The organism is Micromonospora sp. NPDC047557, assembly GCF_043205095.1.
Taxonomy (GTDB): Bacteria; Actinomycetota; Actinomycetes; order Mycobacteriales; family Micromonosporaceae; genus Micromonospora.
This window is the reverse complement of sequence record NZ_JBIDDK010000005.1, coordinates 71114-95802: the sequence shown is the minus strand read 5'-3', so window position 1 is coordinate 95802 and position 24689 is coordinate 71114. Positions and strand designations below refer to the sequence as shown.

The following is a 24689-nucleotide window of genomic DNA, read 5'->3' as shown; positions in this document are numbered from 1 at the left end:
GCGGCGTCGCGGCCTGACCTGAACCCCATCAACAGCGGCGGCCCCGGATCGACGATGACGCCGAGGCACCGCGCACGCCCCGGAGGGGACGGCGAGTGGTTACCGCCGCCCCCTCCGGGTGAGGTCACCGTCCGTACAGCTCGAATTCGTAGAGCGAGAAGCCGTACGAGGTGGCGCGCTTGACCCCGTACACCCGCACGTAGCGGGCGGTGACCGGCGCGAAGGTGGCGTTGTCGACGCCGCCGTTGCCGGTGCTGGTGGCGAACACCGGCGTCCAGGAGCTGCCGTCGCCGGAGACCTCGATCCGGTACGAGGTGGCGTACGCGGACTCCCAGCGCAGCACCGCCCGGCTGACGGTGCGCGCCGCGCCGAGGTCGACCCGCAGCCACTGGTTGTCGTTGTAACTGCTGGCCCACCGGCTGCCGAGGCTGCCGTCGACCGCCTTGTCCGGGGTGTAGCTGGTCAGGAACTGGGTGCTCGACGCGGTGGTCGGACGACCCTGCGCCAGGTTCGCGACGTCGTCGCCCCGACGTGCCGGGAATGAGACGACCTGCTGGTAGGTGGGACGGTTCTGCCAGCCGATCAGGGGGTGGGTGATGCCGCCGAGCCCGGACTGGGCGATGGAGTCGGCGCACCACTGGTCGCCGGCCCCACAGGACTTGTCGCCGGGGTAGACCGTCGTGGCCGGCACCGCGGCGGCCTGGCCGAGCGCGTCGAGCAGGGCCTGCCGGCACGTGCCGAGGTTGCCGTTGCCGCAGTACGTGCGGCCCAACCCACCGGCCACCGGCTCGCCGAGGACGGTGCGCAGGTCCTTGTCGACGTAGCCCCACCAGCCGTACTGGAACGACGAGCCCTTGTGCGCCTGCCCCTGCAACGCCCAGCTGGCGGTGCCGTCGCGCGCGCCGTTCTGGCCGCCCGACGGCGCCTCGTTCACCTCGATGGCGTCGACAAGCGCGGCGTAGAGGTCCGGCCCGAGGCCGGGGCGGAACTGCGCCGAGGCCAGCAGCGGCCACCAGGCGTCGAAGATCCGGATGGCGTCGGCGTGCTGGTAGACCTTGGAGCCGGGCGACGTCTCCACCCGGCGGGTCCCGGCCTGCTGCCAGGCGCGCAGCTTGCCCACCGCGTCGGCCAGGGCCGGATCCGTGACCGGCGTGCTGTCCAGCACCCGCAGCAGGTCGCCGAGAACCTGCTGGCCGCGCAGGTCGGTCACCGCCGCGTCCGCCATGATCTTGACGACGTCGGCACGGCCGAGCTTGCGCTGGGCGATCGCGGCGCGCACCGGGCCGTCGAGCAGCTGACCCCGGTGTACGGAGCCGAAACTGAAGTTGCCGTCCGCGGCCCCGAAGTCCCGCGCCTGCTTGTTGTTCCAGCTCACGTAGTAGTCCTGGTTGACCGACTGCGGGTGGGCCGACGCCGGGGCGTACGTGGCGTCGTTGGTGTCCGGGTTCCAGCCGGCCCACTCGTACGCCGGTTCGGCCTTGGCCGGCAGGTTCGGGTCGGCGGTGGCCGGACGGACCGGGTTCGAGCCGGAGTTGAAGTACGCCGCCTCGGTCGAGTTGACGTAGAACCAGTTGAACGCGTACCCGACGCTGGCCGCGGCCGCCTGGAAGGCCGCCGCGCTGCCCATCGCCGACGGGTCGTTGTAGGCCTGGAAGCCGATCGCCGAGTCGGCCTCGTGCCGGTAGGTGGAGCGCAGCTTGGTGAACGCGGTCGGCTGCCCGTTCACCAGCCCTCGGTACGCGACCAGCCCGTACTTGGTGCGCAGCGCGCGCAGGGTGTACGACCCGGCCGGGGTGGAGTCGGCAAGCGTCGGGGACCAGGAGTTGCGCTGCTCCAGCGCCTCCATGGCGAGGCACTGCCCGTGGTAGAGGTAGCGGTTGGTGCGCAGCGTCGGGGCGCTGCCGTCGGTGGTGCACAGCGGCACCGCGTACGTGTCGGTGAGGTCCTGTGCGGCGGAGGTCGCGCTCCACGCGTAGTCCTGGCCTCGGCCGAGCAGCACGTAGAGGTTGAGCCCGGCGAACGCGGCGCCGCGCGCGCTGATCCCCGGCCCCTGCAGCTCCTGGAGCATCAGCAACTGCGGCGCGAAGTAGCCGGTCTGCGGCCCGAACACGGCGACCGGGTTGCCCGTGGTGGTGTGCCGCCCGGAGACCACTACCGCGTTGGACATGCCGTGCGCGCGCAGGTTGGACACGCCGCCGAGCAGCCCCTGGGTGGCGGTGCTGGCGCCGGTGCGGGCGGCGGCCCCGCCGCTGGCGTCGTAGGCGAAGGGCTCGGCGACCACCGTGCCGGCGTCGGGGAGCACCGCGCTGGTCGCGCCCGGCGGCGTCGCCCCGTACGGGAAGCTCTGCCCGTCGTGCAGGGTGAGTACGGTCTCCGGGTCGTTCTGCGACCGGAACGCCTGCCACACCCGGTCCCCCTCGCCTGAGCCGTACTTGGCGCGGGCGGCCACCCGGACCAGGGCGGACTGGATCTCGCTGCCCCCTCCCCCGCCGAAGAGCCCGCCGACCACACCGGCGGTGGCGATCAGGTCGGTCATGGTGAAGTGCGTCGGCTTGCCGGCGCCCGCGAGCACGTACTCGCCCGGGTAGTTGTCGTCGGCGATCGACTTGTCGACGTAGGCGTTGATGCCGGCGATGTAGTCCACCACGTCGGTGTAGAGCTGCTGACCCCGGGCGCCCTTGGTGCGCAGCGCGTCCACCTGGGCCTGGAGGTCCGCCTCAGAGTAGGGCGAGTTGGCCCAGATGCTCTGCTCCAGTTCCCGGTTGCCGGGCGCGCCGCCGGCGAACGAGGTGAGCGTGCCGCGACCGGCGTGGCGCAGCAGGTCCATCACCCAGAGCCGGTCCTGGGCCCCGGCGTAGCCGGCGCCGAACATGGTGCCGGCGCGGGTGGTGCCGGTGACGTGCGGGACGCCGGTGGCCTTGTCCCGCACGATGGTGACGTCCGCGCGCGGCGAGACGGTGCTCTCCACCTGCGCGGCCGGGACGCCGAACGAGGCGTCGTTGTAGAAGTGGGCGATCTGCTCGTCGGTCAGCCCGGCGTAGTTGTAGACCAGGTTCGCGTACTCGTCGAGCTGGTCGCTGGAGTGCGCCGGGCGGGTGCCGAGCGTCTGGTGCGCCAGGATGGCGACCAGCGTGGCGTTGCCGTTCTGCCCGGGGGGCAGGATGTCGGCGCACTGGCCGAGGCAGTAGTCGTTGGCGGCGAACGTGCTGGCGGCGAGCGCCGGCGAGGGCGGGGTCACCGTCAGGACGCTCGCGGTCAGGGCGGCGGCGGTGAACGCCGCGAGCCGGTTACGGAGAGCGGGACGAGGCATGGCGATCCTCCGGGGACGCGGAGTCGGGCCGTTCGGTACGCCCGGCTTCCGGTGCCGACGTCTCGCCCTCCGCGCCCGGGCGTTACACCAGGAGGTGAGAGTGACTCATGTCTATCTCCGGGCAATGATCGACGCAGGAGCCCCGTTCCGGATAGCCGTCGTTCACCACGCGCCAATGCCGACGTTTCGCCGCCTTTCACTCCGGAAACCGGCACGGCGGCACCGACCAGGTCCCGCCGCGTTGCCAGCGGATCTCCGCGGCGTTACGTTGGGATTTAATCGACGAACGTCTACACATAAGTACGGGGGCCACATGTCCACGTCTGTCACTCGCCGCAGCGTCCTGGCAGGTGGCGCCGGTGCCGCCATCGGCCTGGCGCTGCCCGGCCCCGCCGCCCACGCCGGCGGGCATCCCAGCACCAGCGTGAGCTTCACCCTCGACGCGAGAACGCTCGACGGCGGTGAGCAGGTCACCTCGGTCACCCTCGACACCAGCGGGCTCGGGCCGATCGACCCCGCCGGGCTCACCCCCGGCACCTTCACCGTGCATGCCAAGGCCACCAGCCCGATCCCGATCGCTCCCGGTGATCTGATCTTCAGCGAGTACGACCTGGACCGCACGGTGACCGCGGCCCGGCTCGACCGGCACGGGAACATCGTGCTGGAGCTCAGCACCGCCGAAGGTCAACTCGGCGGTGGCACCCTCGGCTACATCGTGAGCAGAGGCCGTAACGTCCGACTGGACCTCGTCTACACCATCACGCAGAACACCCCGCTGGCCCGGCGACACGGCCCGCCGCTCACCATCACGCGCTTCGTGCAGGGGCGGCTGTCGAACCCCGAGGTGGACGCCTTCAGCCGCCACGTCTCGGGCTCGGGCCTGAAGTATCGGTTGTACTCCCCCAGGCGATCGCCCCGGCACGGTCGGCTGCCACTGATCCTCTGGCTGCACGGCGGCGGCGAGGGCGCCTCGCTGCCCGACGACTACTACGACAACGAGACCACGCTGCGCGCCAACCGCGGCGCGCTGGGCTTCGCGACCCCGGAGGCTCAACGGATCTTCTCCGGCGCGTACGTCGTCGCTCCGCAGAGCACCTCCTACTGGATGGAGGACGGCCCCCGGTTCGCCCCGCTGATCCGTGAGATCGTCCAGGACCTCGTACGCCGCGAGCGGGTCGACCCCGACCGGATCTACGTGGTCGGTTGCAGCAATGGCGGCTACATGTCCCTGGAGATGACCGTCGCCTATCCCGACCTGTTCGCCGCCTCGGTGCCGATCTGCGGGGTCGTCGAGCCGCTCGGCGGGGAGGGCCCGCCGCTGATCACCGACGCGGAACTGTCGAGGATCCACACCCCGACCTGGCTGGTCACCTCGCGCGACGACGACACCGTGCCACCCGAGACCAACACGATCCACGCCCACGACCTCATCGAAGGATCACTGATCACCCTGTACGACCACGTCGTCTGGAACGGCCACCAGTTCCCCGGTCACTGGTCCTGGATCTACGTGGCCCGCAACGACCCGAGCCGCAACGGCACCCACATCTGGCAGTGGATGGCCCGCCACCGTCGGTGATCTGCGGTACGAGATCAAGAGGGCGGGCGGCACCGGCCGAAACACTGACGGCTCAGGCCCCGGGCCGGCAGCTATCTGAGAGTGTCGCGGGTGCGTGCCGCGATGCGGATGGTGGTGCCTGCGGGTCCGCTGTCGACGAGGACGTAGTCGGCCATTCGCCCGACCACCCACAGGCCCATTCCTCCCGCGTCGGACAGAGGCGGTCGTTGGGCGCAGGGGACGTAACGAGCAGTGTTGAAGCCCCGCCCCTGGTCGGTGACTTCACAGGTGAGCTGCCCGTCCAGGAGCAGGCGTAGCCCACCCCTGCCACCCCCGTGCCGAATCACGTTGATCATCAGCTCGTTGACCGCCATGACCCAGTTCTCAACCTCGTCACGGTCGAGGCCGCACCGGCGACTGACTGCCTCCACCTCGTGTCGAACCCGGGTCAGATCCACGAGGGTGAACGACGACGAAAACAAGGCCTTCCCGGCGCCAGGGGCATGCTGGTCCAGCGGTGGATCAGCCACTGCTTCCCCTCCCTGTCGGACCTGGAGCCGGTGACCTTACCGGTGGCACGAAGGCGGACAGCCCTTGAGAACGGACTCGCCGGACGATGAGCGCGTCGATGTGACATCAGAAGGTACCCCACGTCAAAGGCGGGATACTCCTGCTCCCCTCCGGACGTGCCATCGATGACGTGCCAGCGTCTAGGCTGCCTGGGTGGCCGATGCCGAGCTGATGACGAACGACGAGCGGCTGCGACGTATCGAAGCGATCACCGACGCCGCCCTATCCGGGCTGAACATCACCGAGTTACTCGACGAGCTACTCGACCGGGTCCGGGACCTCCTCGAGGTCGATACCGCCACCATCCTCCTGCTGGACGACCACACCGGCGAACTCGTCGCGACAGCGGCCAAGGGCCTGGAGGAGGAAGTGCGGCGCGGTTTCCGCATCCGGGTCGGACGCGGCTTCGCCGGCCGAGTGGCGGCGACACGCGCCCCGGTCACGATCCACAACGTCACGCCCGACGACGTAGTCAACCCCATCCTGCTCGCCACCGGCATACGAGCCCTGCTGGGCGTGCCCATGCTCGCCAACGGCAACCTCGTCGGCGTACTACACGTCGGTTCCCTGGCCCTGCGCCAGTTCGGCCCCGACGACGTGCAGCTGTTGCAGCTCGTTGCCGATCGTGCCAGCCTCGCAGGACAGGCCCGAGCGCAGGCCCTCGACCGGCAGGCAGCGCTGGCCTTGCAACACAGCCTGCTACCAGGCAAGCTACCCGACATCCCCGGCCTCGACTTGGCCGCCCGGTACGTACCCGGCCACGACCTGGGCATCGGCGGCGACTGGTACGACGTGTTCAGGTTGCCCTCCGGCTGGGTCGGCGCCGTCATCGGCGACGTTTCCGGCCACGGGCTGCCGTCCGCCGTCGTCATGGGGCGCATCCGCAGCGCGCTACGTGCCTATGCCCTCGATTCCGACGATCCCGCCCAGGCACTGACCTCCCTCGACCGCAAGATCCACCACTTCGAAGCGGGCAACCTCACCACCGCCGTCTACGCCCTGATCGCACCGGACGGCACGCGGGTGCACCTCTCCTCCGCAGGCCATCTACCGCCGCTGCTGGCTGTCCCCGGTCAACCCACCCAGCCCGTCAACCTGACGGTGGACCGGCCACTCGGTGTGGGCCGACCATCAGCCAACCGCCGCACCACCGTTGTGGACCTACCGCCGGGCGCGGCGCTCGTCTTCTACACCGACGGACTGATCGAACGCCGCAGCGAACTGATCGACACCGGCATCGAGCGCCTCTCCGACGCTGTGCGGTCCAGGCCAGCCGAGGCGTTGTGCGACCACATCATGGCCACGGCCGCGGAAGAGCACCCTAACGACGACATCGCCCTCCTGGTCATCCGCCGTCAACCACCACCGCAATAGGCCGGCGGGCAGCTAATTCGGGATCAACCGCACGATCCCCATCTCACGCGCACGTTCACCTTCGACCCGAGCGGAGGCGGTGGCGGCCGTGGAGACTGACCACACCGTCGGGAAGCTGGCGCTTCCCCTCTCGGCCCGACCCGCCCTGCGACGCCGCCGCCGGGGTGCGGCAGCAGAGCCACACCCCGGCAGGGACGCCGGTCGGAACTGACAACGCGACGACATGGGTCGAGAGCCGCCGGGCAAGCCGAGGGCTTCAGGTCAGCAGCCGAGCCGCTTACTCGAAAGGGCGATGTCGTCGATCCAGAGGTCGAACTCGCCCGGTGTCGTGCCGCCCTGGTAGAGCTGCCAGCCGATCTTCACCGTGTCGACCGTCGGCAGGACGAAGGGAACGTCGTTGCCACCGTGGTCGCTCGTGGAGGCGGTCAGCTCCGGGTTCGCCACGCCGTCGATCCACACCGCGACGCGGTTGTCCGTCGCGTCGATCTTCCACTCGAAGCACTGCCAGGTGTCCTCGGCGACCGGGGCGGACTCCCGCCAGTTGGTCCAGTCGCCGGTCGGACCGCCGTCGGCGCCGATACCCCAGAAGGTTCCGGGGACGGTGGGCGCGTACTGGCCACCGATCGGACGGACGACCTCCGCGCTGCCGGTGCCGGTCGCTTCCACAAGCGTGAAGTGCGCCCAGTCCGGGGCGGTGGGGAAGGCATCGACGCGCAGACGCATCCGGCCGTAGAAGCGGTTGCCCGGCGCGGCGAAGTCGTCGACGCGCAGGAAGGCGCGTCCGTTGTCGACCGTGTGGATGTGCAGCACCTGGTTGCCGCGACGGGCACGTTCGACGGTGAGCGTGCCGTGGCGGGTGTCGACGCCCCAGTTCAACGTGCTGGGCCCTCCGGGAGACAGTCGCTCGAAGTCCTCACAAAAGAGCAGGCCGCGGGGGCACGAGGACGGGGAGGCGCCCGACGCGCCGGCCGGAACGCTGCCGACTGCGGCGCCGAGGATCAGGGCGGCGCTGAGCGCCGCGAGGAATTTGCGCATGGTCATCCTCCATGACGGCTGGTCCCCCACCACACGGGCCGGGCCAGCAGGCACTTTCCGGCCATCTGACGCTGCCGTGCTCCCGCTCGCACCGCTGCGCGGCTGCCCGCGCCGTGGCGATTCGAGCTGTTCCGGCACGGCCGCATCAGCTCCGGTCAGACAGATAGATATCGGTGTACGCGAAGAGGTTCACTTCGGTCGGCCGGCAGTGGATTCCCACCATTGGGTCCCGCGACGAGGCACAAGCGTCGGCAAGCGTCCGACCGGCAGCCGGTCGACCGGCGTAGACCGGGTTCGACCGACCACGACGGCACCCGGGCCCGGAGCCGGTGGCTCCGGGCCGGTTCAGCGTCCTGACGCGGCGGGTTGGTACGTGTCGCCGGTCAGGGGCTGGTGCACGAGAGGCCGCCGGGTGCGGCGTTGCTGCTGCCGTTGACCAGGAAGCCGAAGGTGGTCGAGGCGTTCGCGCCGAGGGACCCGTTGTAGTCGGCGTTGCGCACGCTGACCGTCCCGCTGGTGCCGGTGTTGATGCCGTTCCAGACGTTGGCGATGGTCTGCCCGCTGGCCAGCGTCAGCCGTACGGTCCAGCCGCTGAGGGCGGCGGACCCGTTGTTGGCCACGGTGACCTCGCCCTGGAAGCCGCCGCTCCAGCTGTTGACCATGCGGTACGTCGCGCTACAGGCACCCGGCGGCGGCGTGGCCGGCGGAGCGGTCGTTGGCGGAGCAGTGGTCGGCGGAGCAGTCGTTGGCGGAGCGGTGGTCGGCGGAGCGGTGGTCGGCGGGGTCGTGGTCGGCGGGGTCGTGGTCGGCGGGGTGCCCGGCACGGTGGTGGAGGCGGCGTTGAGAGCGTTGAGGACGGCGGTGTACGCCGCCTTGGGGTTGCTGTTGCGGTCGAACAGCAGCGGGTTCTCGCTGCCGCGCCAGGAGTCGCTGTCCCGTATGCCCCACGTCGTGATGCCGACGCAGCGGGGGACGTTCATGCAGGCCTGAGTCAGGCCCTGGTACTGGCTGGTCGAGGCGTTGGTGACGTCGGCCTCGGTCAACGCCACGTCAACCCCGAGGGCCGCGAAGCTGGACAGCGTCTGCTGGAAGTTGCCCGGCAGCGAGCTGCCACCGGTGAAGTGGGTCTGGAGACCGACGCAGTCGACCGGGACGCCCCGGGACTTGAAGTCCCTGATCATGTTGTAGACGCCCTGCGTCTTGGCGTACGTCCAGTTCTCGATGTTGTAGTCGTTGTAGCACAGCTTCACGCTCGGGTCCGCGGCGCGCGCGGTCCGGAACGCCACCTCGATCCAGTCGTTCCCGGTGGACTGCAGGTTCGACGACCGCCGGCTGCCGTTCTCCGCGAAGGCCTCGTTCACCACGTCCCAGTATGCGAGCTTGCCCTTGTAGTGGGCCATCACGCCGTTGATGTGGCTGATCATCGCGGACCGCAGGGCGCTTCCGCTGAGGCTCCCCCAGAATCTCGGCTGCTGAGCGTGCCAGGCCAGGGTGTGACCGCGGACCCGCATGCCGTGCTGGGTGGCCCAGTTGTAGATCGCGTCACCGTTACGGAAGTCGAACTGACCCTGGTTGGGCTCGGTCGCGTCGGGCTTCATCTCGTTGACGGCCGTCATCATGTCGAACTCGCGGTCCGCGATGGCCAGGAAGCCCGAATCGTTGAGACGGTCCGCCCCCATGGCGGCGCCGAAGTACCGGCCGCTGCGCTCGGCGGCGGCCTGCAGTGTGGTCCCGGGCGGGCCGCTGAGATCGGCTTGCGCGAAGGTCGCCATGGCCATCGAGGACACGGTGACCGCCAGGGCGCAGGCTCCGCCCAGAAGCAGCCTGGTGGCGCCTCTGGTTCGGTGCTTCGGTCGAGCGGGTAGGTCGTTCATCTGCGTTTCTCCTCGGTGTGACCACCGGCCGCTGCCCGGATCGCCCGGTGGATGAAGTGCATTGGCGTCGTACGCCCGTGCGGAGTGACCCTGCCCTGCCGCGATGCTATATCGAATCAATTCGATCTGCGCGTCCGGCGGCCGATAGTGTTGGGCCAGCGACGAGCGCGAGACCGACGGTGAGGTGACGAGATCGCCGCGGTAATGGCGATGCGGCGGAACCTGCTGGTGCCCCACACTCCCCCGTATGGCCACGTCACTGAGCAGTGTCGCCGAGCTGACCGGCGAGATGCGTTCGGGCGCCCGGGTGAAGTTCCTGTTCTTCTGGGGCCACCAGCCGCAACGCGACGGCGCCATCGGGGCTGGCTGCCTGAGTCAGTGGTGGCCGGCGCCGTTCACCATCGACGGGCTGCGCTTCCCCACGACCGAGCACTACATGATGTGGCGCAAGGCGACCCTGTTCGGTGACCAGGCGACGGCCGCCCAGATTCTGACGGTGAGGCACCCGCACGCGGCGAAGACCCTCGGCCGGCAGGTCGCCAGCTTCGACCAGCAGGTATGGGAGCAGCACCGATACGACGTCGTGGTGACCGGCAGCGCGGCGAAGTTCGGCCAGCATCCCGCGCTGCGCACCTACCTGCTGGGCACCGGCGAGCGGGTGCTTGTGGAGGCCAGTCCGCTCGACCGGGTCTGGGGCATCGGCCTGACCGCCGACCACCCGCACGCCGCCGACCCCGCACGGTGGCGAGGACTGAACCTGCTCGGCTTCGCACTCATGCAAACGCGCGCGACCCTGCGCGAGCAGGAACCAACCGATGGGTGAGCCTTCGGTGCCGCTCCGGACCTGACCGGCCGCGGGGCGCCAGCGCGGCAGAGCGTCGGCGCCGGCATCCGAGCCGTCTCGCACCGCGACGCCCGGTCGGCGCATCACCGCCGCCCCGCCCGCCCGGGCGGCTTCCGCACTGACGCTTGTCAATGTTGCCAGAGTGGACCCAGACGTGCTGGAATGGCTCATATCGCCGCAGCACGGGGGCAACCGTGCTGAGAACGGCCAGCACGGGAGCATCGTAGGGCTGCCAGCGCGTCACTGTGACGGACGCTCGCATGCCCCCATCGCCGGGCCACCGCCATGACGGCGGGCATCCTCCCCCGCCGCACGTATCCCCGACACGCGACCCCGACGGCCAACGCGCTCGACGGCCGAGATCCGGGCATCCGATTCGGGCTGCCAACGCACCAGAACCGGCGACGAGGTGAGAAGCGATCATGAATTCCCAAGAGAGTTTCGCGGAGCGGTACGGCCGCCGCCCGCTCTGGGCGGCGGTGATCCTGCTGGCGGTGTCGGTCGGCGCGGTCGTACTGGTCAACCGGGCCGACCCGGAGGCGAAGCCGGCGGATCTGCAAGCCCAGATTGTCGCCCGGATGCGGACCACGCTCGAACAGGCGGACCCGGGCCAGCACAACCACGCCGGACACAGCGCCCAGCAGGGGAACACGACGGAGAAGCCGCCAGTGATCTGCGGGGTTCGCGTCTACGGCTACGAGCCGGCAGAAGCCACCGCTCTCGCCGACGTCCAGAAGGTCTACGGCTTCCACCTCTGCGGAGTCGCCGAGCAGAAGCGTCCCTGGGACGTGGCGGTCAAGCTGGCCGGCCCTCTGATCATGGACCTGTCCACCGACCCTCCGGGCATCCAGGTCGTCGAGGCGACAGCCGACGTCAGGTTCGTCGATCGACTGCGCGAGATGTTCCCGGCCAAGTACGCGACGTTGGCGCAGGAGGAGGCGCTGACCGCCGCGGAGATGGCCGACCAGCGCCGCCGGTACGACGCCGCAGCGGGGCTCTGACCACACCGGGCGGCCGAGCAGGGTCCGTGGACCCGTCATCGATCCGGCGATCCCGGACAGCTTGCTTCACATCCACCTATAGATAGATCAGCATTGATATTTAAGTTAATAGATGCAACAGTGGCCTTGGGAGCGTTCCCATGCTGATCTCTCGTACCGAGGAACGGAGGATGAACAGTGCGTTCACACAGGTCGGATCAATCCGGCGGACGACCCCGGTCAACCGTCCGGCGGTCCCTTCAGGCGCTCGTCCTGATGTTCGCCATGGTGGTCGGCACGCTGCCCTGGACCGGCGCAGCCCAGGCCCACGGCACCGTCATCAGTCCGGCGACTCGCGCGTACCAGTGCTGGAAGACCTGGGGCAACCAGCACACGAACCCGGCCATGCAGCAGCAGGACCCGATGTGCTGGCAAGCGTTCCAGGCGAACCCCGACACCATGTGGAACTGGATGAGTCAACTGCGGGACGGCCTCGCTGGCCAGTACCAGGCCCGCACGCCCGATGGGCAGCTGTGCAGCAACGCCCTCTCCAGGAACGACGCGGTGAACAAGCCCGGGGCATGGAAGACGACCGCGGTCAGCCGCAACCTCACGGTCCAGATGTACGACCAGGCCAGCCACGGCGCTGACTACTTCCAGGTCTACGTCACCAAGCAGGGGTTCAACCCGGCCACCCAGCGGCTGGGGTGGGGCAACCTGGACCTGATCGCGACGACCGGGCGCTACGCGCCGGCGCAGAACATCTCGTTCAACGTCTCGCTCCCCGCACGCAGCGGGAACCAGATCCTGTTCGTGATCTGGAGGGCGTCGCACCTGGACCAGACCTACATGTGGTGCAGCGACATCACCATCAGCTGATCGGCAGGTCCGACCGGCACGGCACCACTCCGGCCCAGGGCGCGTTGGCGCCCTGGGCCGGAGACCCTCCCAGACCACACCCTCCACCCACCTGCTCGAGGAGCTGAACATGCAGCGACGGCGTTATCGCCCGGCCACCATGCTGATCGGGCTGCTCATCCTGACCCTGTCGACGCTTCTGTTGCCACCGGCGTCGGTGGCCGGCAACGCCGCGGCCGGCCCGTCCCACACCCGCGCGGCGCCACTCGCCGAGCTGACAGTGGTGTCCGAACGGGTGGCGTTCGGACTGCAGCGTCCGATCGCGATCACCGGACTGCCGGACGGCCGGATGCTGATCGCGGAGAAGAACGGCACGGTGCGCGCCTACCACCCCGACACCGGCCTGGCTGCCGTGCCGGTGCTCGACCTGACCGCCCGGATCGACACGTCGGACAACGAACGCGGCCTCCTCGGCATCACGCCTGCACCGAACTTCGCGCGGACCGGGATCCTCTACGTGGCCTACACGAGCCTGCCGGCCGGCACGCTGACCCTGGCGCGGGTGCCCATCGGCGCTCCCGACCGGCTGCAGGTGCTGCTCACCCAGGAGCACGCCGAGTACGGCAACCACAACGGCGGACAGGTGGCGTTCGGCCGCGAGGGCTACCTCTACTGGTCACTCGGCGACGGCGGCAACGCGAACGACCCGTTCAAGAGCGGCCAGAACCTCGGCACCCTGCTGGGCAAGATCGTGCGGATCGACGTCAACCGCTCCTGCGGGGGAAAGCCCTACTGCGTACCCACTGACAACCCCTTCGTCCGTACGGCGGGCGCGCGGCCGGAGATCTGGGTCTACGGGCTGCGCAACCCGTGGAAGTTCTCCATCGATCCGGTCGACAACTCGCTCTGGATCGGCGACGTCGGTCAGGGCCTGGTTGAGGAGGTCAACCACATTCGCCCGTCGCAGCGTGGAGCGAACCTGGGCTGGTCCTGCAAGGAGGGCACGCCGGTCTTCGACCAGACGCAGTGCCGGCCGGGCGTGCGGCTCACCGACCCGGTCGTCGAGTACGAGCACTACCTGACGGAGAACTGCTCCATCATCGGCGGCCTGGTGTACCGGGGGTCCGCCACCCCGGAGGCGCGGGGAACCTACATCGCGAGCGACTACTGCTCGACCCGCGCGTTCGCCGTGCGCCCCACGTCCACGGGTGGCTACGAGTCTGCTGAGATCGGCACCTTCCCCACCCAGCCGACGGCGTTCGGCGCCGATGTGAACGGCGAGCTGTACGTGCTCAGCGACCTCCCGGGATGGCTGAGCCGGGTACGGTTCGAGCGGGTGCCGCCAGCCTCTGGCACCGGGGTGACGAACCGCTGAACCCGGGAAGAGTTTCTCCGCATTCGTAACACCACTGTGGACGGCCGCCCACCGGGCGGCCGTCCACGCCGGGGCGCACCATGGCCCGGCGCGCGTGCGCTGGGCTCTCACCGGAGTGCGTGGGCGCAGAGCCTCCGCTGCCGCTGCGACCAGAGCAGGCGTCCTCGAGAAGCGCGCTACCCGGTGCGGCAGTCGCTCGCCAGCATGATCGCGGTGCTGACCCGGGCGCCCACGGATGGGCGGCGATCGCGCAGCGCGTCGCGGACGATCAATCGTGGCCGGCCGAGAACGGCGCGATCACCAGTCCGGCGTCATGAGACTCCTGCGCAAACCGCCCTTAACGGGCGCAACGGTCTGCGAGGATGTGAACGCCAGAATTGGCATGGCTCATCAGTGAGCGAATTCTTCACGGGGGAAACAGATGAAGGCTGTCGTGTACGAGGGACCCAGGACTGTCAGCGTCAAGGAGGTTCCGGACGCGAGAATCGAGAGACCGACTGATGCGCTGATCCGGATTACGACGACGAACATCTGCGGCTCCGACCTGCACATGTACGAAGGGCGCACAGACTTCGAGCCCGGCCGGGTGTTCGGGCACGAGAACATGGGTGAGGTCATCGAGGTCGGCGAAGGGGTCGATCTGGTCAAGGTCGGCGACATGGTGTGCCTGCCGTTCAACGTGGCGTGCGGGTCCTGCGCCAACTGCAACCAGGGTCTGACCGCGTTCTGTCTGGTGGCCAACCCGGCACCGGGCATGGCCGGCGCGGCCTACGGGTTCGCCGACATGGGTCCCTACAACGGCGGTCAGGCCGAGTTGTTGCGGGTGCCATGGGCGGACTTCAACTGTCTGGTCCTGCCGCCGGACGCCCGGGACATGAGCAGGCAGAAGGACTACGTCCTGCTGTCGGACATCTTCCCGACCGGCTGGCACGCCACCGAGCTCGCCTGTGTGCGACCCGGCGACAGTGTGGCGGTCTACGGCGGCGGACCGGTCGGCCTGCTCGCCGCGTACTCCGCGATCATCAAGGGTGCCAACAAGGTGATGGTGGTGGACCGCCATCCGGACCGGCTGCGCCTGGCGGAGCAGATCGGCGCGATCCCGATCGACGATTCGAAGGGATCACCGGTCGACCAGATCCTGGAGCAGACCGGCGGGATGGGCGCGGACCGCGGCTGTGAGGCCGTCGGTTATCAGGCGCACGACCCGAAGGGCCAGGAAAAGGCTGGGCTGACCGTGAACAACCTCGTGCACTCCGTGCGGTTCGGCGGCACGATCGGCGTGGTCGGCGTGTACGTGCCTCAGGACCCGGGAGCGCCGGACCCGCTACAGAAACAGGGCAAGGTGCCGTTCGACTTCGGCATGTTCTGGTTCAAGGGGCAGACCATGGCAACCGGGCAGTGCAACGTGAAGAACTACAATCGGCAGCTGATGAACCTCATCGCTACCGGCAAGGCCCACCCGTCGTTTCTGGTGTCCCACGAACTCACGCTGGACGAGGCGCCCACGGCGTACCAGAACTTCGATGCCCGCAACGACGGCTGGACCAAGGTTCTGCTGCACCCGGACGGTCGACACTAGAAACCGGCAACCTGTAGGTGTTTTTCAGCGTGGCCATGCTGCTGTCGGGCCACCGCGGTGGCTGACAGCAGCATGGCTCCGGCTGCCTACGCCACAGCCAGCATCGATGACGATGGACGGCGACGGGCCCTGCCAGCTGGTGAGGAGCACCGATGACCGACAGCGAACACGACCGCCCGGAGATAATCGTCGGACTGGTGGCGACCCCGCCGGACCACCCGGCCCGGGTGGCCGCTCGGCTCACCGCCGAGCTGGCCGGTCGGCTCGCCGAGCGGGTGGACGCGGACGTGCGGTGGACCATCCGGGAAGGCTGGGGCGAGGTGGCGCCGCGCCGTGACGGTGGCGGTGAGGCGCTGCTGGAGGATCTGGCCCAACGGCGTGCCGACGACCGGTGGGACGTCGCGATCTGTCTGACCGATCTGCCGCTGAACGCCGAACGGATGCCGCTGGTCGCGCAGACCTCGGCGCGGCGTGCAGTGGCGATGGTGTCCCTGCCCGCACTGGGACTGCCTCAGCTGCGAGCGGCCCGCGCGGTCGTTCCGGATCTGGTGAGCCGGCTGCTGACCGACGCTTCCGACAAGCGGGTGCCGCCGGCAGGCTGGGCACCAGCCGACATGACACGCCGGATTCCCGCCGTCCACCGGGTGGTCGGCGAGGCCGACGGGGATCTACGCTACGTCGCCTCCGGGCTGATCGGCCGGGTGCGGCTGTTGACCGGAATGGTCCGCGCCAACCGCCCGGGGCGCGCCCTGCTGGGCCTGTCCAAGCTGCTGGTCGGCGCGTTCGGCACGGCCGCGTTCGCGCTCACCACGGACACCATCTGGCAGATGGGCGATGCGCTCGGCGGACTCCGGCTCAGTGTGATCATGGTGCTCGGGCTGACCGGGTTGATTACCTGGCTGATCGTCGCGCACGACCTGTGGCAGAAGCCGGACCGGGAGACGCCGGCTGAGCTGGCCCGGCTGTTCAACCTGGGTACGATCCTCACCCTCGCCCTGGCCACGGCGGTGTCCTACGTGGTGTTGTTCGTGGGAACGGTGCTCGTCGGGGCGCTGCTGATCGACACATCCGTGCTGGAACAGACCTTGCAGCGACCGGTCAGTTTCACCGACTATCTGACGCTCGCCTGGATCACCAGTTCGCTGGCCACCGTCGGCGGGGCGATCGGCTCCGGGCTGGAGAACGAGGAGACGGTGCGGGCGGCCGCGTACGGCTACCATCCCGAACCCGACGGCTGGCGGGACGAGACGGCCAGCCCAACGCGGGCGGGATGAGCGGGCAGGTGCGACCGAAACGCTTGTGATCCGCGGCCGTGACGTCGTGCTGAGCAGCGGGAGCGGGGTCGGTGCGCCCCGGGCAGGCTTTTTCGGCGGTCGCCGGCAGGTTGCCGCGACGATGAACCCCCGGACGCCGTCTGGACGGCCCGGACCGGGAGGGCGATCTCGAAGCAGCGGCCGATCAGCGGGTTCAGCTGCTTCCCGGGGGGTAACCGGGCCCCGATGAGTCGTGCCCCGGGGCGCCGTGAACCGGGCTGCCCGGGCGGGTGCGACCGGATACGGAGGGCTACCCGTGACTGGACTGGCAACCGGAGAGGCAACGAAGGCCGGGCAGGACGAGGTGCAGCGGCGGGGGCGCGGGCTCGGCTGGATGAGTCTCGGCCTGGGCGTGGCACAACTGGCGGCACCGGACACGGTGCGTCGGATCAGCGGCGTGGACGACTCTCCGACGTCCCGGGCGGTGGTGCCACTCGTCGGGGCGCGGGAGCTGATACACGCGGCCGGGCTCCTGACGAGCCGGCGCAAGGGCATGTGGGCGTGGACCCGGGTCGCGGGCGACGCGATGGACCTGGCCTCGCTCGGACTGGCCATCGCCCACCGGGGCGGGCGCCGCCGTCGGCGGCTCCTCGTTGTCACCGGCGCCATCGTCGGGATCACGGTGGTGGACCTGCTGACCGCCGTACAGGCCACCCGGGCGAAAAGGAGCGGCTCAGCGCCGGCGGGACGTGGCGTACGCAGAGGAGGACCCATGGAGCTGACGGCCACGACAACCATTCGCAAACCGCCGCCTAAGGTCTACGCGTTCTGGCGCGATCTGGACAACCTCCCGACGTTCATGGCGCATCTCGAGGAGATCCGCTCCACCGGTAACCGTACGAGCCACTGGTCCGCCAGCGCCCCGTTCGGCAAGAACGTCGAGTGGGATGCGGAGATCGTCGACGACTCGCCCGGCGAGAAGATCGCTTGGCGGTCGACCGGCAACGCCGACGTGCCGAACGCCGGTACGGTCCGGTTCGTGCCCGCCCCGGACGGTGTGAGCACCGAGGTGCACGTCGTCATGTCGTACGACATCCCGGGCGGCGCGATCGGCAAGGCGATCGCCAGGTACTTCGGCGAGGAGCCGCACCAGCAGCTCGACGACGACCTGCGCCGGCTCAAGCAGGTGCTGGAGACCGGCGAGGTGGTCCGGTCCGACGGCGCCCCGTGGGGCAAACGGGCCCGCAAGGAGTTCCCGCAGCGTCCGGCGCAGCCGCTGTCCGATGCCGAGTTCGCGAAGGGGGCCCAGGCATGAGGGCGAACACCTGGGCGGGCCGCAACAAGGTCAAGGTCCGTGACGTGCCGGACCCGAGGATCCTGAACGAGCGCGATGCCATCGTACGGATCACTTCCACCGCGATCTGTGGCTCCGACCTGCACCTGGTCGATGGGTACGTGCCCACGATGGAGAACGGCGACGTCATGGGTCACGAGTTCATGGGTGAGGTGATCGAGGTCGGCCGGGGCGTCGATCCGGGTCGGCTGCGCGTCGGAGACCGGGTCGTCGTGCCGTTCCCGATCGCGTGCGGCGCGTGCGGCGCGTGCGCCGCCGAGCTGTATTCCTGCTGCGAGAACTCCAACCCCAACGCCGGGATCGCGGAGAAGATGTTCGGCCACCCGGTCTCCGGGATCTTCGGCTATTCGCATCTGACCGGCGGCTTCGCGGGCGGTCAGGCGCAGTACGCGCGGGTGCCGTTCGCCGACGTCGGTCCGCTGAAGATCGAGTCCGACCTGACCGACGAGCAGGTGCTGTTCCTCTCGGACATCCTTCCCACCGGCTACATGGGTGCCGATCTGTGCGACATCCAGTCCACCGACGTGGTGGCGGTGTGGGGCGCCGGCCCGGTGGGCCAGTTCGCGATGGACGGCGCCCGGGTACTCGGGGCCGCGAAGGTCATCGCCATCGACAAGGAGCCGTACCGGCTGCAGATGGCCGAGCGGGCGGGCTATACGCCGGTGAACTTCGAGGAGGTGGACGTGCGGTCCCGGCTGCTGGAACTGACCGGTGGGCGGGGACCGGACAAGTGCATCGACGCGGTCGGCATGGAGGCCACCCACGGCGCCGCGCACGTGCACGCCTATGACCGGGTCAAGCAGGCGGTCCGCTCGGAGACCGAGCGCCCGCACGCGCTGCGGCAGGCGATCCTGTCCTGCCGCAGCGGCGGCATCGTGTCGGTGATCGGCGTGTACGGCGGCTTCCTCGACAAGTTCCCGGCGGGCGCGTGGATGAATCGAGCGCTGACCCTACGTACCGGCCAGTGCCACGTGCAGCGCTACATGAAACCGCTGCTGCAGCGCATCGAACGCGGGGAGATCGACCCGACCCGGGTCATCACCCACACCCTGCCGCTCGACCAGGCAGAACGCGGCTTCGAGATGTTCAAGAACAAGCAGGACAACTGCGAGAAGGTTGTCCTCAAACCCTGACGGACCACGTGCGTCCGTCCGGGAACGTCGTGCCCGGCAGTTTGCGGCCGACCACAGTGGGTAGGCGCGCATGGTGAGTGGGCCAGACCCGGAGTTGAGCACCCGGTCGGATACCAGCCGCGCCGTGGCGTTCAGCGATGCCATCTTCGCCATCATCATCACACTGCTGGTCCTGGACCTCCGGGTACCGGACGTTCCACCCGGTCGCCTCCTGTCCGGCCTGCTTAGCCAGTGGCCGTCGTACGCCGCGTATCTCGCGTCCTACTCGTACGTGGCCGTCGTCTGGCTCAATCACAAGGCGGCGTTCAACCGCATTCAGCAGACCGATCGCGGTCTGCACTGGGTGAACCTGCTCGTGCTGTTCAGCACGGCCCTGCTGCCGTTTCCGACAGCTGTCGTGTCGCACGCGCTGCAGGAGCACAACAACGCGGACCAGCGCGTGGCCGTCGCCTTCTACGCGCTGATCGGCGCAGTGCTGTGCGCAAGCTGGCTGGCGTTCTACCACTACCTGGCCCGGAACCCCGACCTGCTGAAGGACCAGGTCAGGGACGGCTTTTTTCACGTCGAGCGGTTCCGGGCCCTCGCCGGGGTCGTCCTGTACGTCCTCGCCGGGATAGTCGGCTACCTGGTGGCGCCGTTGCTCGGCATGGCCATATTTCTCTTTCTGCCCGTCTTCTACGCGATCACCAGCGCTGGCCTGTACCAGTTCGGGGTGGTTCGCCGGATCACTCACCGACCTGGCCGGCGAAGTGGCTGAAGGCGGCGCGGTTCTACCCGGCGGGCGCGAGCGCCCGCCGGGTTCCCGTCCGGATTCGAGGGCATTCCCACAAGCCCACCCTCATCCGGAAGTTGGTGACGCTACAAGATCTCGAGCGGTTGCGGGCCGGTCGGCGGCGGGAACGCGGTGTCGAGTGCCGCTACGTCCTCCTCCGTCAGCTGCAGGTCTCGCGCTTCCGCGTTCTCCCGGGTGTGTTCGGGGTTGGACGATCGGGGGATGGCCGCCACCATTTCCTGCCGCAGCACCCAGGCCAACGCCACCTGAGCCGGGGTGGCCTCGTGCCGAGCGGCGATCTCCGCGATCTGGGAGTGGCCGAGCAGTCGACCCTGCTCGATCGGCGAGTAGGCCATCACCGGGATCCGGTGCTCGCGTAGCCACGGCAGCAGGTCATATTCCGGACCGCGGCGGGTGAGGTTGTACAGGATCTGATTGGTCGCGCAGTCTTGCCCGCTCTCCGTCTCGAGTAGCTCCGTCATATCGGAAAGATCGAAGTTGCTCACGCCCCACTGCCCGATGTCACCGGCGTCGACGAGCTCGGCGAACGCCTCGATGGTCTCCGCGAGTGGATGCCTGCCGCGCCAATGCAGCAGGTAGAGGTCGATGTGGTCGACGCCGAGTCGTTGCAGGCTGCGGCGGCAGGCCTGCACGGTTCCCCGTCGGCTGGCGTTGGACGGCAGCACCTTGTCGACCAGAAAGACGTCGTCGCGTCGTCCGGTGATCGCCTCGCCGACGAGTTCCTCGGAAGCGCCGTCACCGTACATCTCCGCAGTGTCGATCATGGTCAAGCCCAGGTCGAGCCCGGTGCGTAGGGCGGCGATCTCATCCCGCCGCCGTGCGGATTGCTCACCCAGGTACCAGGTTCCCTGGCCGAGCACGGGCATGGTCTGGCCGGACGGCAGTTTGATCATTTGTCGACCTTCCTGAGCCTTGGTGCCAGTAGGTTGCCTGCGTTACCCGCTGCGACAGCCAGCACACCCACGGGCGGCGTTCGCTGGCCCGTTTGTGGGTGCCCGCACCGGGAAGGCGATCCGGGAGTGAGCGATGCGCCGCCGACGGGGTGGCGCCGCGAAGGGGAGGCCGCGAAATGGCGCAGAGCCAGCAGCCACTGACCGGCAAGCGAGTTGCTTGCCTCGCCGCTGACGGAGTGGAGGACGTGGAATACACCCAGTCCCGGGCCGCCGCAGAGCAGGCCGGAGCCGAGGTCCACCTGATCTCGTTGCAATCCGGCGAGATCCAGTCGATGAACCAGGACATCAACCCGGCCAACCGATATCCCGTGGACCGGACCGTGAACGAGGCCGATGCGGCCGACTACGACGCCCTGTTGCTGCCGGGCGGGACTGTCAACCCCGACCGGCTCCGGATGAACCCGCAGGCGATGGACTTCGTCCGAGCGTTCTTCCAGCAGAAGAAGCCGGTGGCGGCCGTCTGCCACGGCCCCTGGTCGCTGGTCGAGACCGGAATGGTCAACGGTCGGACCGTCACCTCGTTCCCCAGCCTGCGCACCGACATCCGCAACGCCGGCGGGAACTGGGTGGACCAACAGGTGCAGGTCGACAACGGCCTGGTCACCAGCCGCAACCCCAACGACCTACCAGCCTTCTGCTCGAAGATGGTCGAGGAGTTCGCCAAGGGCCACAACGTCCGCCAGATGGCGACAGCCTGACCCGGCTGGGCTCAGGGCCGGGAGGATCAGCCCGGCCCTGAGCCCAGCCGGCGCAGCGGCCACGGCCCGGTTCCACCGGTCACGGCTGGTACTGGTTGCGGCCGCGGGGCAACCACTGGGGGTGCTGGTCACGCAGATAGCGGATCAGTCCCTCGCGTAGGTCGCAGCTCAGGTCCCAGGCGCTGGCGCCGTCCGCAGCTGAGGCCTGCACCTGGATGACCACGGCCTGCGCGGTGGCGTCGACCATCTGGAGCACCCACTGGCTGCGATCCCACAGCGGTGCTGACTCGACCAGTCGGCGTACCTCCCGGCGCAGGTCGTCCAGTTCCGCGGTGTGATCGACATGGATCTGGATCTTGCCGATCACCCGCGACTCGTTCCGGGTCCAGTTCTGGAACGGCCGCTCCGTGAAGTACGTGGTCGGCAGGATGAGTATCCGCTCGTCCCAGAGCCGGATCACGACGTTGGTCAGCTTCACCTCCTCGACCCGGCCCCATTCGCCCTCTACCACCACCACGTCGTCGACGTGCAGCCCGTCAGCGAAGGCGACCTGGATGCCGGCGAACGCGTTGGCGAGCGCGGTTCGGGCGGAGAGACCGATCAACGCGCCGACCACCCCGGCCGAGGTCAGAATGGAAACGCCGAAAAGGCGTACCGGCCGGAAGGTCATCAGGATCAGGCCGACCGCGAGGAGCATGACGACGGCGACCGTGAGCCGCCGCACCGGACGGATCTGGGTCCGGGCCCGCCGGGCCCGCCGGCTCCTGGTCACATCATTCGGCAGTCGACTGAACGCGACCGTTTCGGCCACCTGCAATATCCTGACCACCAGCCACGCACCGACGGCGATCAGGACCAGCAGGATGGCGTGCCGCAGATAACGCTGCCACCCGGCCAGGTCGGGCGGCAGCGTGTAGTACACCGCCCCGACCAGCAGGACCGCGGCCGCCGGGCGGCGGCACGCGAGCCGCAGCGGCTCCAGCAGCCAGCAGTATCGGCCACGGGCAGCCCAGCGAACCAGCACGCCGGAGACCAGGTCCACGACCACGGCCGCCGCCAGCGCGGCCAACACGATCAACGCGGTACGCATCAGTTGCCGTTCACCGTGATCCTGATGCCACCTTCCCCTGGCTCGCTGCCCAGTCCACGGGCCCAGGGTGCCATCCGGTCCGGTGGCAAGCGGCGAACATCGACAAACAACCGCCGAACGGGCCTGCGTCAGCCGCCCGACGTGGCTTCCGGGTTGCCGGCCTGGCAGCGCCGACCCGCCGCCGCCTATGGGCGGACGACCGTGGAGCGGGGCGTCGGCCACACGCGGCATTCGGCGGCCCCGCCGCGAACGCAACTGGAACTGGCTGCGATGGAGGTGACCAGGTTCGGGAACACGGGTCAGTCGAGGCGGAAGCTTGCGAGGGCCAGTCGTTGCAGAGGCTCCGACGCGTTCCACTGGCTGTCCTGGGTCATCCAGGACAGGCTGTGGGCACGGGTCCTGCTGTCATTGACCAGCAGCCGGCGGACGTGCAGCCGCGCACCGCCGGCCTGGTCGCAGGTGTACTCCCACTCCGCCGCGCCACCCGCGCGGATGACCGGCCCGATGCTGATCTTCCGGTAGCCGGAAAGCGCCGCGGTCTTCACCGCCTCGCGCTCCGCGGCCGCCCACTGCTTCGAGGGTGTGGGGGAAGCTTCGGCGGCGAGGTTGACAGCGATGGCTCGCACCTCGGCGGGGTCGCGGAAGCAGACACTTTCGCCCTCGGTGTGCCGGGTCCACCCTTGCGGAACTGCCACCAGGAAGCCGGCCGGGTCCTGGTGCCAAGCCCATCCGTCGGGCAGCGCGTACGGGAGCGGTGCGGTGGGTTCCCGCAGAGGCTCGGCTTCGCTGGAGGCGTCATCGTCCAGGCAGAGGTGGGCGGGTACCTCCGGACTGGTTGACTCCATCGCGCCGGCCGCCGCACCGCCCGGGTCGACGCCCGGCACGCCGTCCTGGCTGCGCAGGCCGCCGATCACGGCACCGGCTGCCGTGACGACGATGGCCACGACCGCCAGCAGTCCCAACACTGCGCCGGCGAACGCCCAGCCGGTCGTCCGGTCGCGGGTGTTCGACGACCTCGCCGTGATGACCGTGGTGTCGATCGCGTCCTCGGCGATCGGGACGGGCGGCGTTGCGGTCCGCGACCGCCGCCGCGGCCGTGTGGACATTCGCCACCGGCGGCGCGCCCGGGGCACCGGCACGGGCTCGATCGGTACGGTCGCCTCGGCCACCTGCTCCAGCAGGGCGCGGGCCTCGTGCGCGGACAGCCGCTGACGGGGATTGCGCAGCAGGAGTCCGGTGATCGCCGGTTCCAGTGGCAGGACGCTCATCCGGTCGGGCGCCTCGGTGGCCAGAGCGGCGAGTGTGGCCAGGGTCGAGGGCCGGGTCCACGGTGGGCGGCCCTCCGCGGCCAGGTAGAGCGTCGCGCCGAGAGCCCACAGGTCCGAGGCGGGGGTGGCCCTGCCATCGCGAGCGCGCTCCGGCGCGACGTACTGGTTCCTCGACAGGTTCGCCGCACCGACGGTCGCCGGGCTGTGGCTGTCGAAGATCGACAGGCCGAACCCGCCGAGCATGACGCGCCCGTCGTCGCCGAGCAGCACGTTCTGCGGACAGAGCTCCCGATGCACCACACCCATCCCGTGCGCGGCTTTCAGTGCGGCGAGCAGGTGCAGCCCGACCCGCGCCACCTCGGCCGGCGTCAGCGGGCCGTCGGCGGCAACCACCTCGGTCAGGGACCGGGAGGGCACGTACTCCATGACGAGCCACAGGTGCCCGTCGGCGCTCAGCACGTCCCACATCCCCATCACGCTCGGGTGGTCCAGCCCGGCCAGCCCACGAACCTCGGCCAGCGTCCGCTCGTGCAACCGGGACCGCTCGGCGTCGCTCGCCCATCCCGGCACGGCGATCTGCTTGAGCGCGACGTCCCGGTCGAGCACCTCGTCGCGGGCCAGCCAGACGCGTCCCGGAGTGGCAGCGTCCTCGATCGGCAGGAGCCTGCGGTACCGGCCGGCGAGCAGCTCGTCATCCATGGTGGTGATTCGGAGCGGTCCACCGCCCGGATGGGTGGATGAGCGGGAAACACATCAGCCGTCGGTGCGGACCGGCTGGACCCGCACCGAC

The 24689-nt window shown here is 69.4% G+C and carries 19 protein-coding genes; 12 read left to right on the top strand and 7 right to left on the bottom strand.

What is annotated here, in order from left to right; genetic code table 11:
- Positions 1–124: 124 nt before the first annotated feature.
- A complete protein-coding gene (locus tag ACGGAQ_RS15345; RefSeq protein WP_393049154.1) occupies positions 125–3310 on the bottom strand; it encodes a penicillin acylase family protein in 3186 nt (1061 codons plus the stop codon).
- A 313-nt stretch (positions 3311–3623) separates the two neighbouring features.
- On the opposite strand from ACGGAQ_RS15345, the gene ACGGAQ_RS15340 reads away from it, so the two are divergent.
- Complete coding sequence (locus tag ACGGAQ_RS15340; RefSeq protein WP_393049151.1) at positions 3624–4889, top strand: prolyl oligopeptidase family serine peptidase; 1266 nt, start codon at positions 3624–3626, stop codon at positions 4887–4889.
- A 71-nt stretch (positions 4890–4960) separates the two neighbouring features.
- Here the strand turns inward: ACGGAQ_RS15340 and ACGGAQ_RS15335 are convergent, their stop codons facing one another.
- Positions 4961–5398: an ATP-binding protein gene (locus ACGGAQ_RS15335; RefSeq protein WP_393049148.1), complete on the bottom strand. Its 438-nt coding sequence runs from the start codon at positions 5396–5398 to the stop codon at positions 4961–4963.
- 193 nt (positions 5399–5591) lie between these two features.
- On the opposite strand from ACGGAQ_RS15335, the gene ACGGAQ_RS15330 reads away from it, so the two are divergent.
- Positions 5592–6812, top strand: a complete 1221-nt coding sequence (locus ACGGAQ_RS15330) for a PP2C family protein-serine/threonine phosphatase (protein WP_393049145.1) — start codon at positions 5592–5594, stop codon at positions 6810–6812.
- 261 nt (positions 6813–7073) lie between these two features.
- Here the strand turns inward: ACGGAQ_RS15330 and ACGGAQ_RS15325 are convergent, their stop codons facing one another.
- Both ACGGAQ_RS15325 and ACGGAQ_RS15320 read right to left on the bottom strand, forming a co-directional pair.
- Complete coding sequence (locus tag ACGGAQ_RS15325) at positions 7074–7847, bottom strand: hypothetical protein (protein ID WP_393049142.1); 774 nt, start codon at positions 7845–7847, stop codon at positions 7074–7076.
- A gap of 383 nt (positions 7848–8230) precedes the next feature.
- Complete coding sequence (locus tag ACGGAQ_RS15320; protein WP_393049139.1) at positions 8231–9721, bottom strand: endo-1,4-beta-xylanase; 1491 nt, start codon at positions 9719–9721, stop codon at positions 8231–8233.
- Between the two features lie 247 nt (positions 9722–9968).
- Between ACGGAQ_RS15320 and ACGGAQ_RS15315 the strand changes: the two genes are divergently transcribed.
- From ACGGAQ_RS15315 to ACGGAQ_RS15275, 9 genes are all read left to right on the top strand, one after another.
- Positions 9969–10544, top strand: a complete 576-nt coding sequence (locus tag ACGGAQ_RS15315; protein ID WP_393049136.1) for an NADAR family protein — start codon at positions 9969–9971, stop codon at positions 10542–10544.
- A 443-nt stretch (positions 10545–10987) separates the two neighbouring features.
- Positions 10988–11566 (top strand): hypothetical protein, encoded by a 579-nt coding sequence (locus ACGGAQ_RS15310; protein WP_393049133.1) that lies wholly within the window; start codon positions 10988–10990, stop codon positions 11564–11566.
- Between the two features lie 255 nt (positions 11567–11821).
- Positions 11822–12424 carry a lytic polysaccharide monooxygenase gene (locus ACGGAQ_RS15305; protein ID WP_393049130.1) on the top strand — a complete coding sequence of 201 codons (603 nt, stop codon included), beginning with the start codon at positions 11822–11824 and terminating at the stop codon, positions 12422–12424.
- A 109-nt stretch (positions 12425–12533) separates the two neighbouring features.
- On the top strand, positions 12534–13778 hold the full coding sequence (locus ACGGAQ_RS15300) for a PQQ-dependent sugar dehydrogenase (protein ID WP_393049128.1): 1245 nt from the start codon (positions 12534–12536) through the stop codon (positions 13776–13778).
- A 421-nt stretch (positions 13779–14199) separates the two neighbouring features.
- Positions 14200–15357 (top strand): glutathione-independent formaldehyde dehydrogenase, encoded by a 1158-nt coding sequence (locus ACGGAQ_RS15295; protein WP_393049125.1) that lies wholly within the window; start codon positions 14200–14202, stop codon positions 15355–15357.
- A gap of 152 nt (positions 15358–15509) precedes the next feature.
- The gene (locus ACGGAQ_RS15290; protein WP_393049122.1) at positions 15510–16631 is read left to right on the top strand and encodes a hypothetical protein; all 1122 of its coding nucleotides are present in this window, start codon (positions 15510–15512) and stop codon (positions 16629–16631) included.
- Between the two features lie 295 nt (positions 16632–16926).
- Positions 16927–17925: an SRPBCC family protein gene (locus tag ACGGAQ_RS15285; protein ID WP_393049119.1), complete on the top strand. Its 999-nt coding sequence runs from the start codon at positions 16927–16929 to the stop codon at positions 17923–17925.
- Positions 17922–19097 carry a zinc-dependent alcohol dehydrogenase gene (locus ACGGAQ_RS15280; protein ID WP_393049116.1) on the top strand — a complete coding sequence of 392 codons (1176 nt, stop codon included), beginning with the start codon at positions 17922–17924 and terminating at the stop codon, positions 19095–19097. Before ACGGAQ_RS15285 ends, ACGGAQ_RS15280 begins: the two co-directional genes overlap by 4 nt.
- A gap of 124 nt (positions 19098–19221) precedes the next feature.
- Positions 19222–19854, top strand: a complete 633-nt coding sequence (locus tag ACGGAQ_RS15275) for a TMEM175 family protein (protein ID WP_393049113.1) — start codon at positions 19222–19224, stop codon at positions 19852–19854.
- Between the two features lie 101 nt (positions 19855–19955).
- Here the strand turns inward: ACGGAQ_RS15275 and ACGGAQ_RS15270 are convergent, their stop codons facing one another.
- Entirely contained in the window at positions 19956–20783 is an 828-nt protein-coding gene (locus ACGGAQ_RS15270) for an aldo/keto reductase (RefSeq protein ID WP_393049110.1), read from the bottom strand.
- A gap of 176 nt (positions 20784–20959) precedes the next feature.
- On the opposite strand from ACGGAQ_RS15270, the gene ACGGAQ_RS15265 reads away from it, so the two are divergent.
- Entirely contained in the window at positions 20960–21541 is a 582-nt protein-coding gene (locus ACGGAQ_RS15265) for a type 1 glutamine amidotransferase domain-containing protein (protein ID WP_393049107.1), read from the top strand.
- Between the two features lie 79 nt (positions 21542–21620).
- On the opposite strand, the gene ACGGAQ_RS15260 is transcribed toward ACGGAQ_RS15265, so the two are convergent.
- Positions 21621–22631, bottom strand: a complete 1011-nt coding sequence (locus ACGGAQ_RS15260) for a mechanosensitive ion channel family protein (protein ID WP_393049104.1) — start codon at positions 22629–22631, stop codon at positions 21621–21623.
- Between the two features lie 299 nt (positions 22632–22930).
- The gene (locus ACGGAQ_RS15255; protein ID WP_393049101.1) at positions 22931–24598 is read right to left on the bottom strand and encodes a serine/threonine-protein kinase; all 1668 of its coding nucleotides are present in this window, start codon (positions 24596–24598) and stop codon (positions 22931–22933) included.
- Positions 24599–24689: the final 91 nt, after the last annotated feature.

What these genes read in the sequence shown, in the direction of transcription:
- ACGGAQ_RS15345 (WP_393049154.1), bottom strand. Translation starts at nt 3,310, where the DNA reads ATGCCTCGTCCCGCTCTCCGTAACCGGCTCGCGGCGTTCACCGCCGCC.
- ACGGAQ_RS15340 (WP_393049151.1), top strand. Translation starts at nt 3,624, where the DNA reads ATGTCCACGTCTGTCACTCGCCGCAGCGTCCTGGCAGGTGGCGCCGGT.
- ACGGAQ_RS15325 (WP_393049142.1), bottom strand. Translation starts at nt 7,847, where the DNA reads ATGCGCAAATTCCTCGCGGCGCTCAGCGCCGCCCTGATCCTCGGCGCC.
- ACGGAQ_RS15320 (WP_393049139.1), bottom strand. Translation starts at nt 9,721, where the DNA reads ATGAACGACCTACCCGCTCGACCGAAGCACCGAACCAGAGGCGCCACC.
- ACGGAQ_RS15315 (WP_393049136.1), top strand. Translation starts at nt 9,969, where the DNA reads ATGGCCACGTCACTGAGCAGTGTCGCCGAGCTGACCGGCGAGATGCGT.
- ACGGAQ_RS15310 (WP_393049133.1), top strand. Translation starts at nt 10,988, where the DNA reads ATGAATTCCCAAGAGAGTTTCGCGGAGCGGTACGGCCGCCGCCCGCTC.
- ACGGAQ_RS15305 (WP_393049130.1), top strand. Translation starts at nt 11,822, where the DNA reads ATGTTCGCCATGGTGGTCGGCACGCTGCCCTGGACCGGCGCAGCCCAG.
- ACGGAQ_RS15300 (WP_393049128.1), top strand. Translation starts at nt 12,534, where the DNA reads ATGCAGCGACGGCGTTATCGCCCGGCCACCATGCTGATCGGGCTGCTC.
- ACGGAQ_RS15295 (WP_393049125.1), top strand. Translation starts at nt 14,200, where the DNA reads ATGAAGGCTGTCGTGTACGAGGGACCCAGGACTGTCAGCGTCAAGGAG.
- ACGGAQ_RS15290 (WP_393049122.1), top strand. Translation starts at nt 15,510, where the DNA reads ATGACCGACAGCGAACACGACCGCCCGGAGATAATCGTCGGACTGGTG.
- ACGGAQ_RS15280 (WP_393049116.1), top strand. Translation starts at nt 17,922, where the DNA reads ATGAGGGCGAACACCTGGGCGGGCCGCAACAAGGTCAAGGTCCGTGAC.
- ACGGAQ_RS15270 (WP_393049110.1), bottom strand. Translation starts at nt 20,783, where the DNA reads ATGATCAAACTGCCGTCCGGCCAGACCATGCCCGTGCTCGGCCAGGGA.
- ACGGAQ_RS15265 (WP_393049107.1), top strand. Translation starts at nt 20,960, where the DNA reads ATGGCGCAGAGCCAGCAGCCACTGACCGGCAAGCGAGTTGCTTGCCTC.
- ACGGAQ_RS15260 (WP_393049104.1), bottom strand. Translation starts at nt 22,631, where the DNA reads ATGCGTACCGCGTTGATCGTGTTGGCCGCGCTGGCGGCGGCCGTGGTC.
- ACGGAQ_RS15255 (WP_393049101.1), bottom strand. Translation starts at nt 24,598, where the DNA reads ATGGATGACGAGCTGCTCGCCGGCCGGTACCGCAGGCTCCTGCCGATC.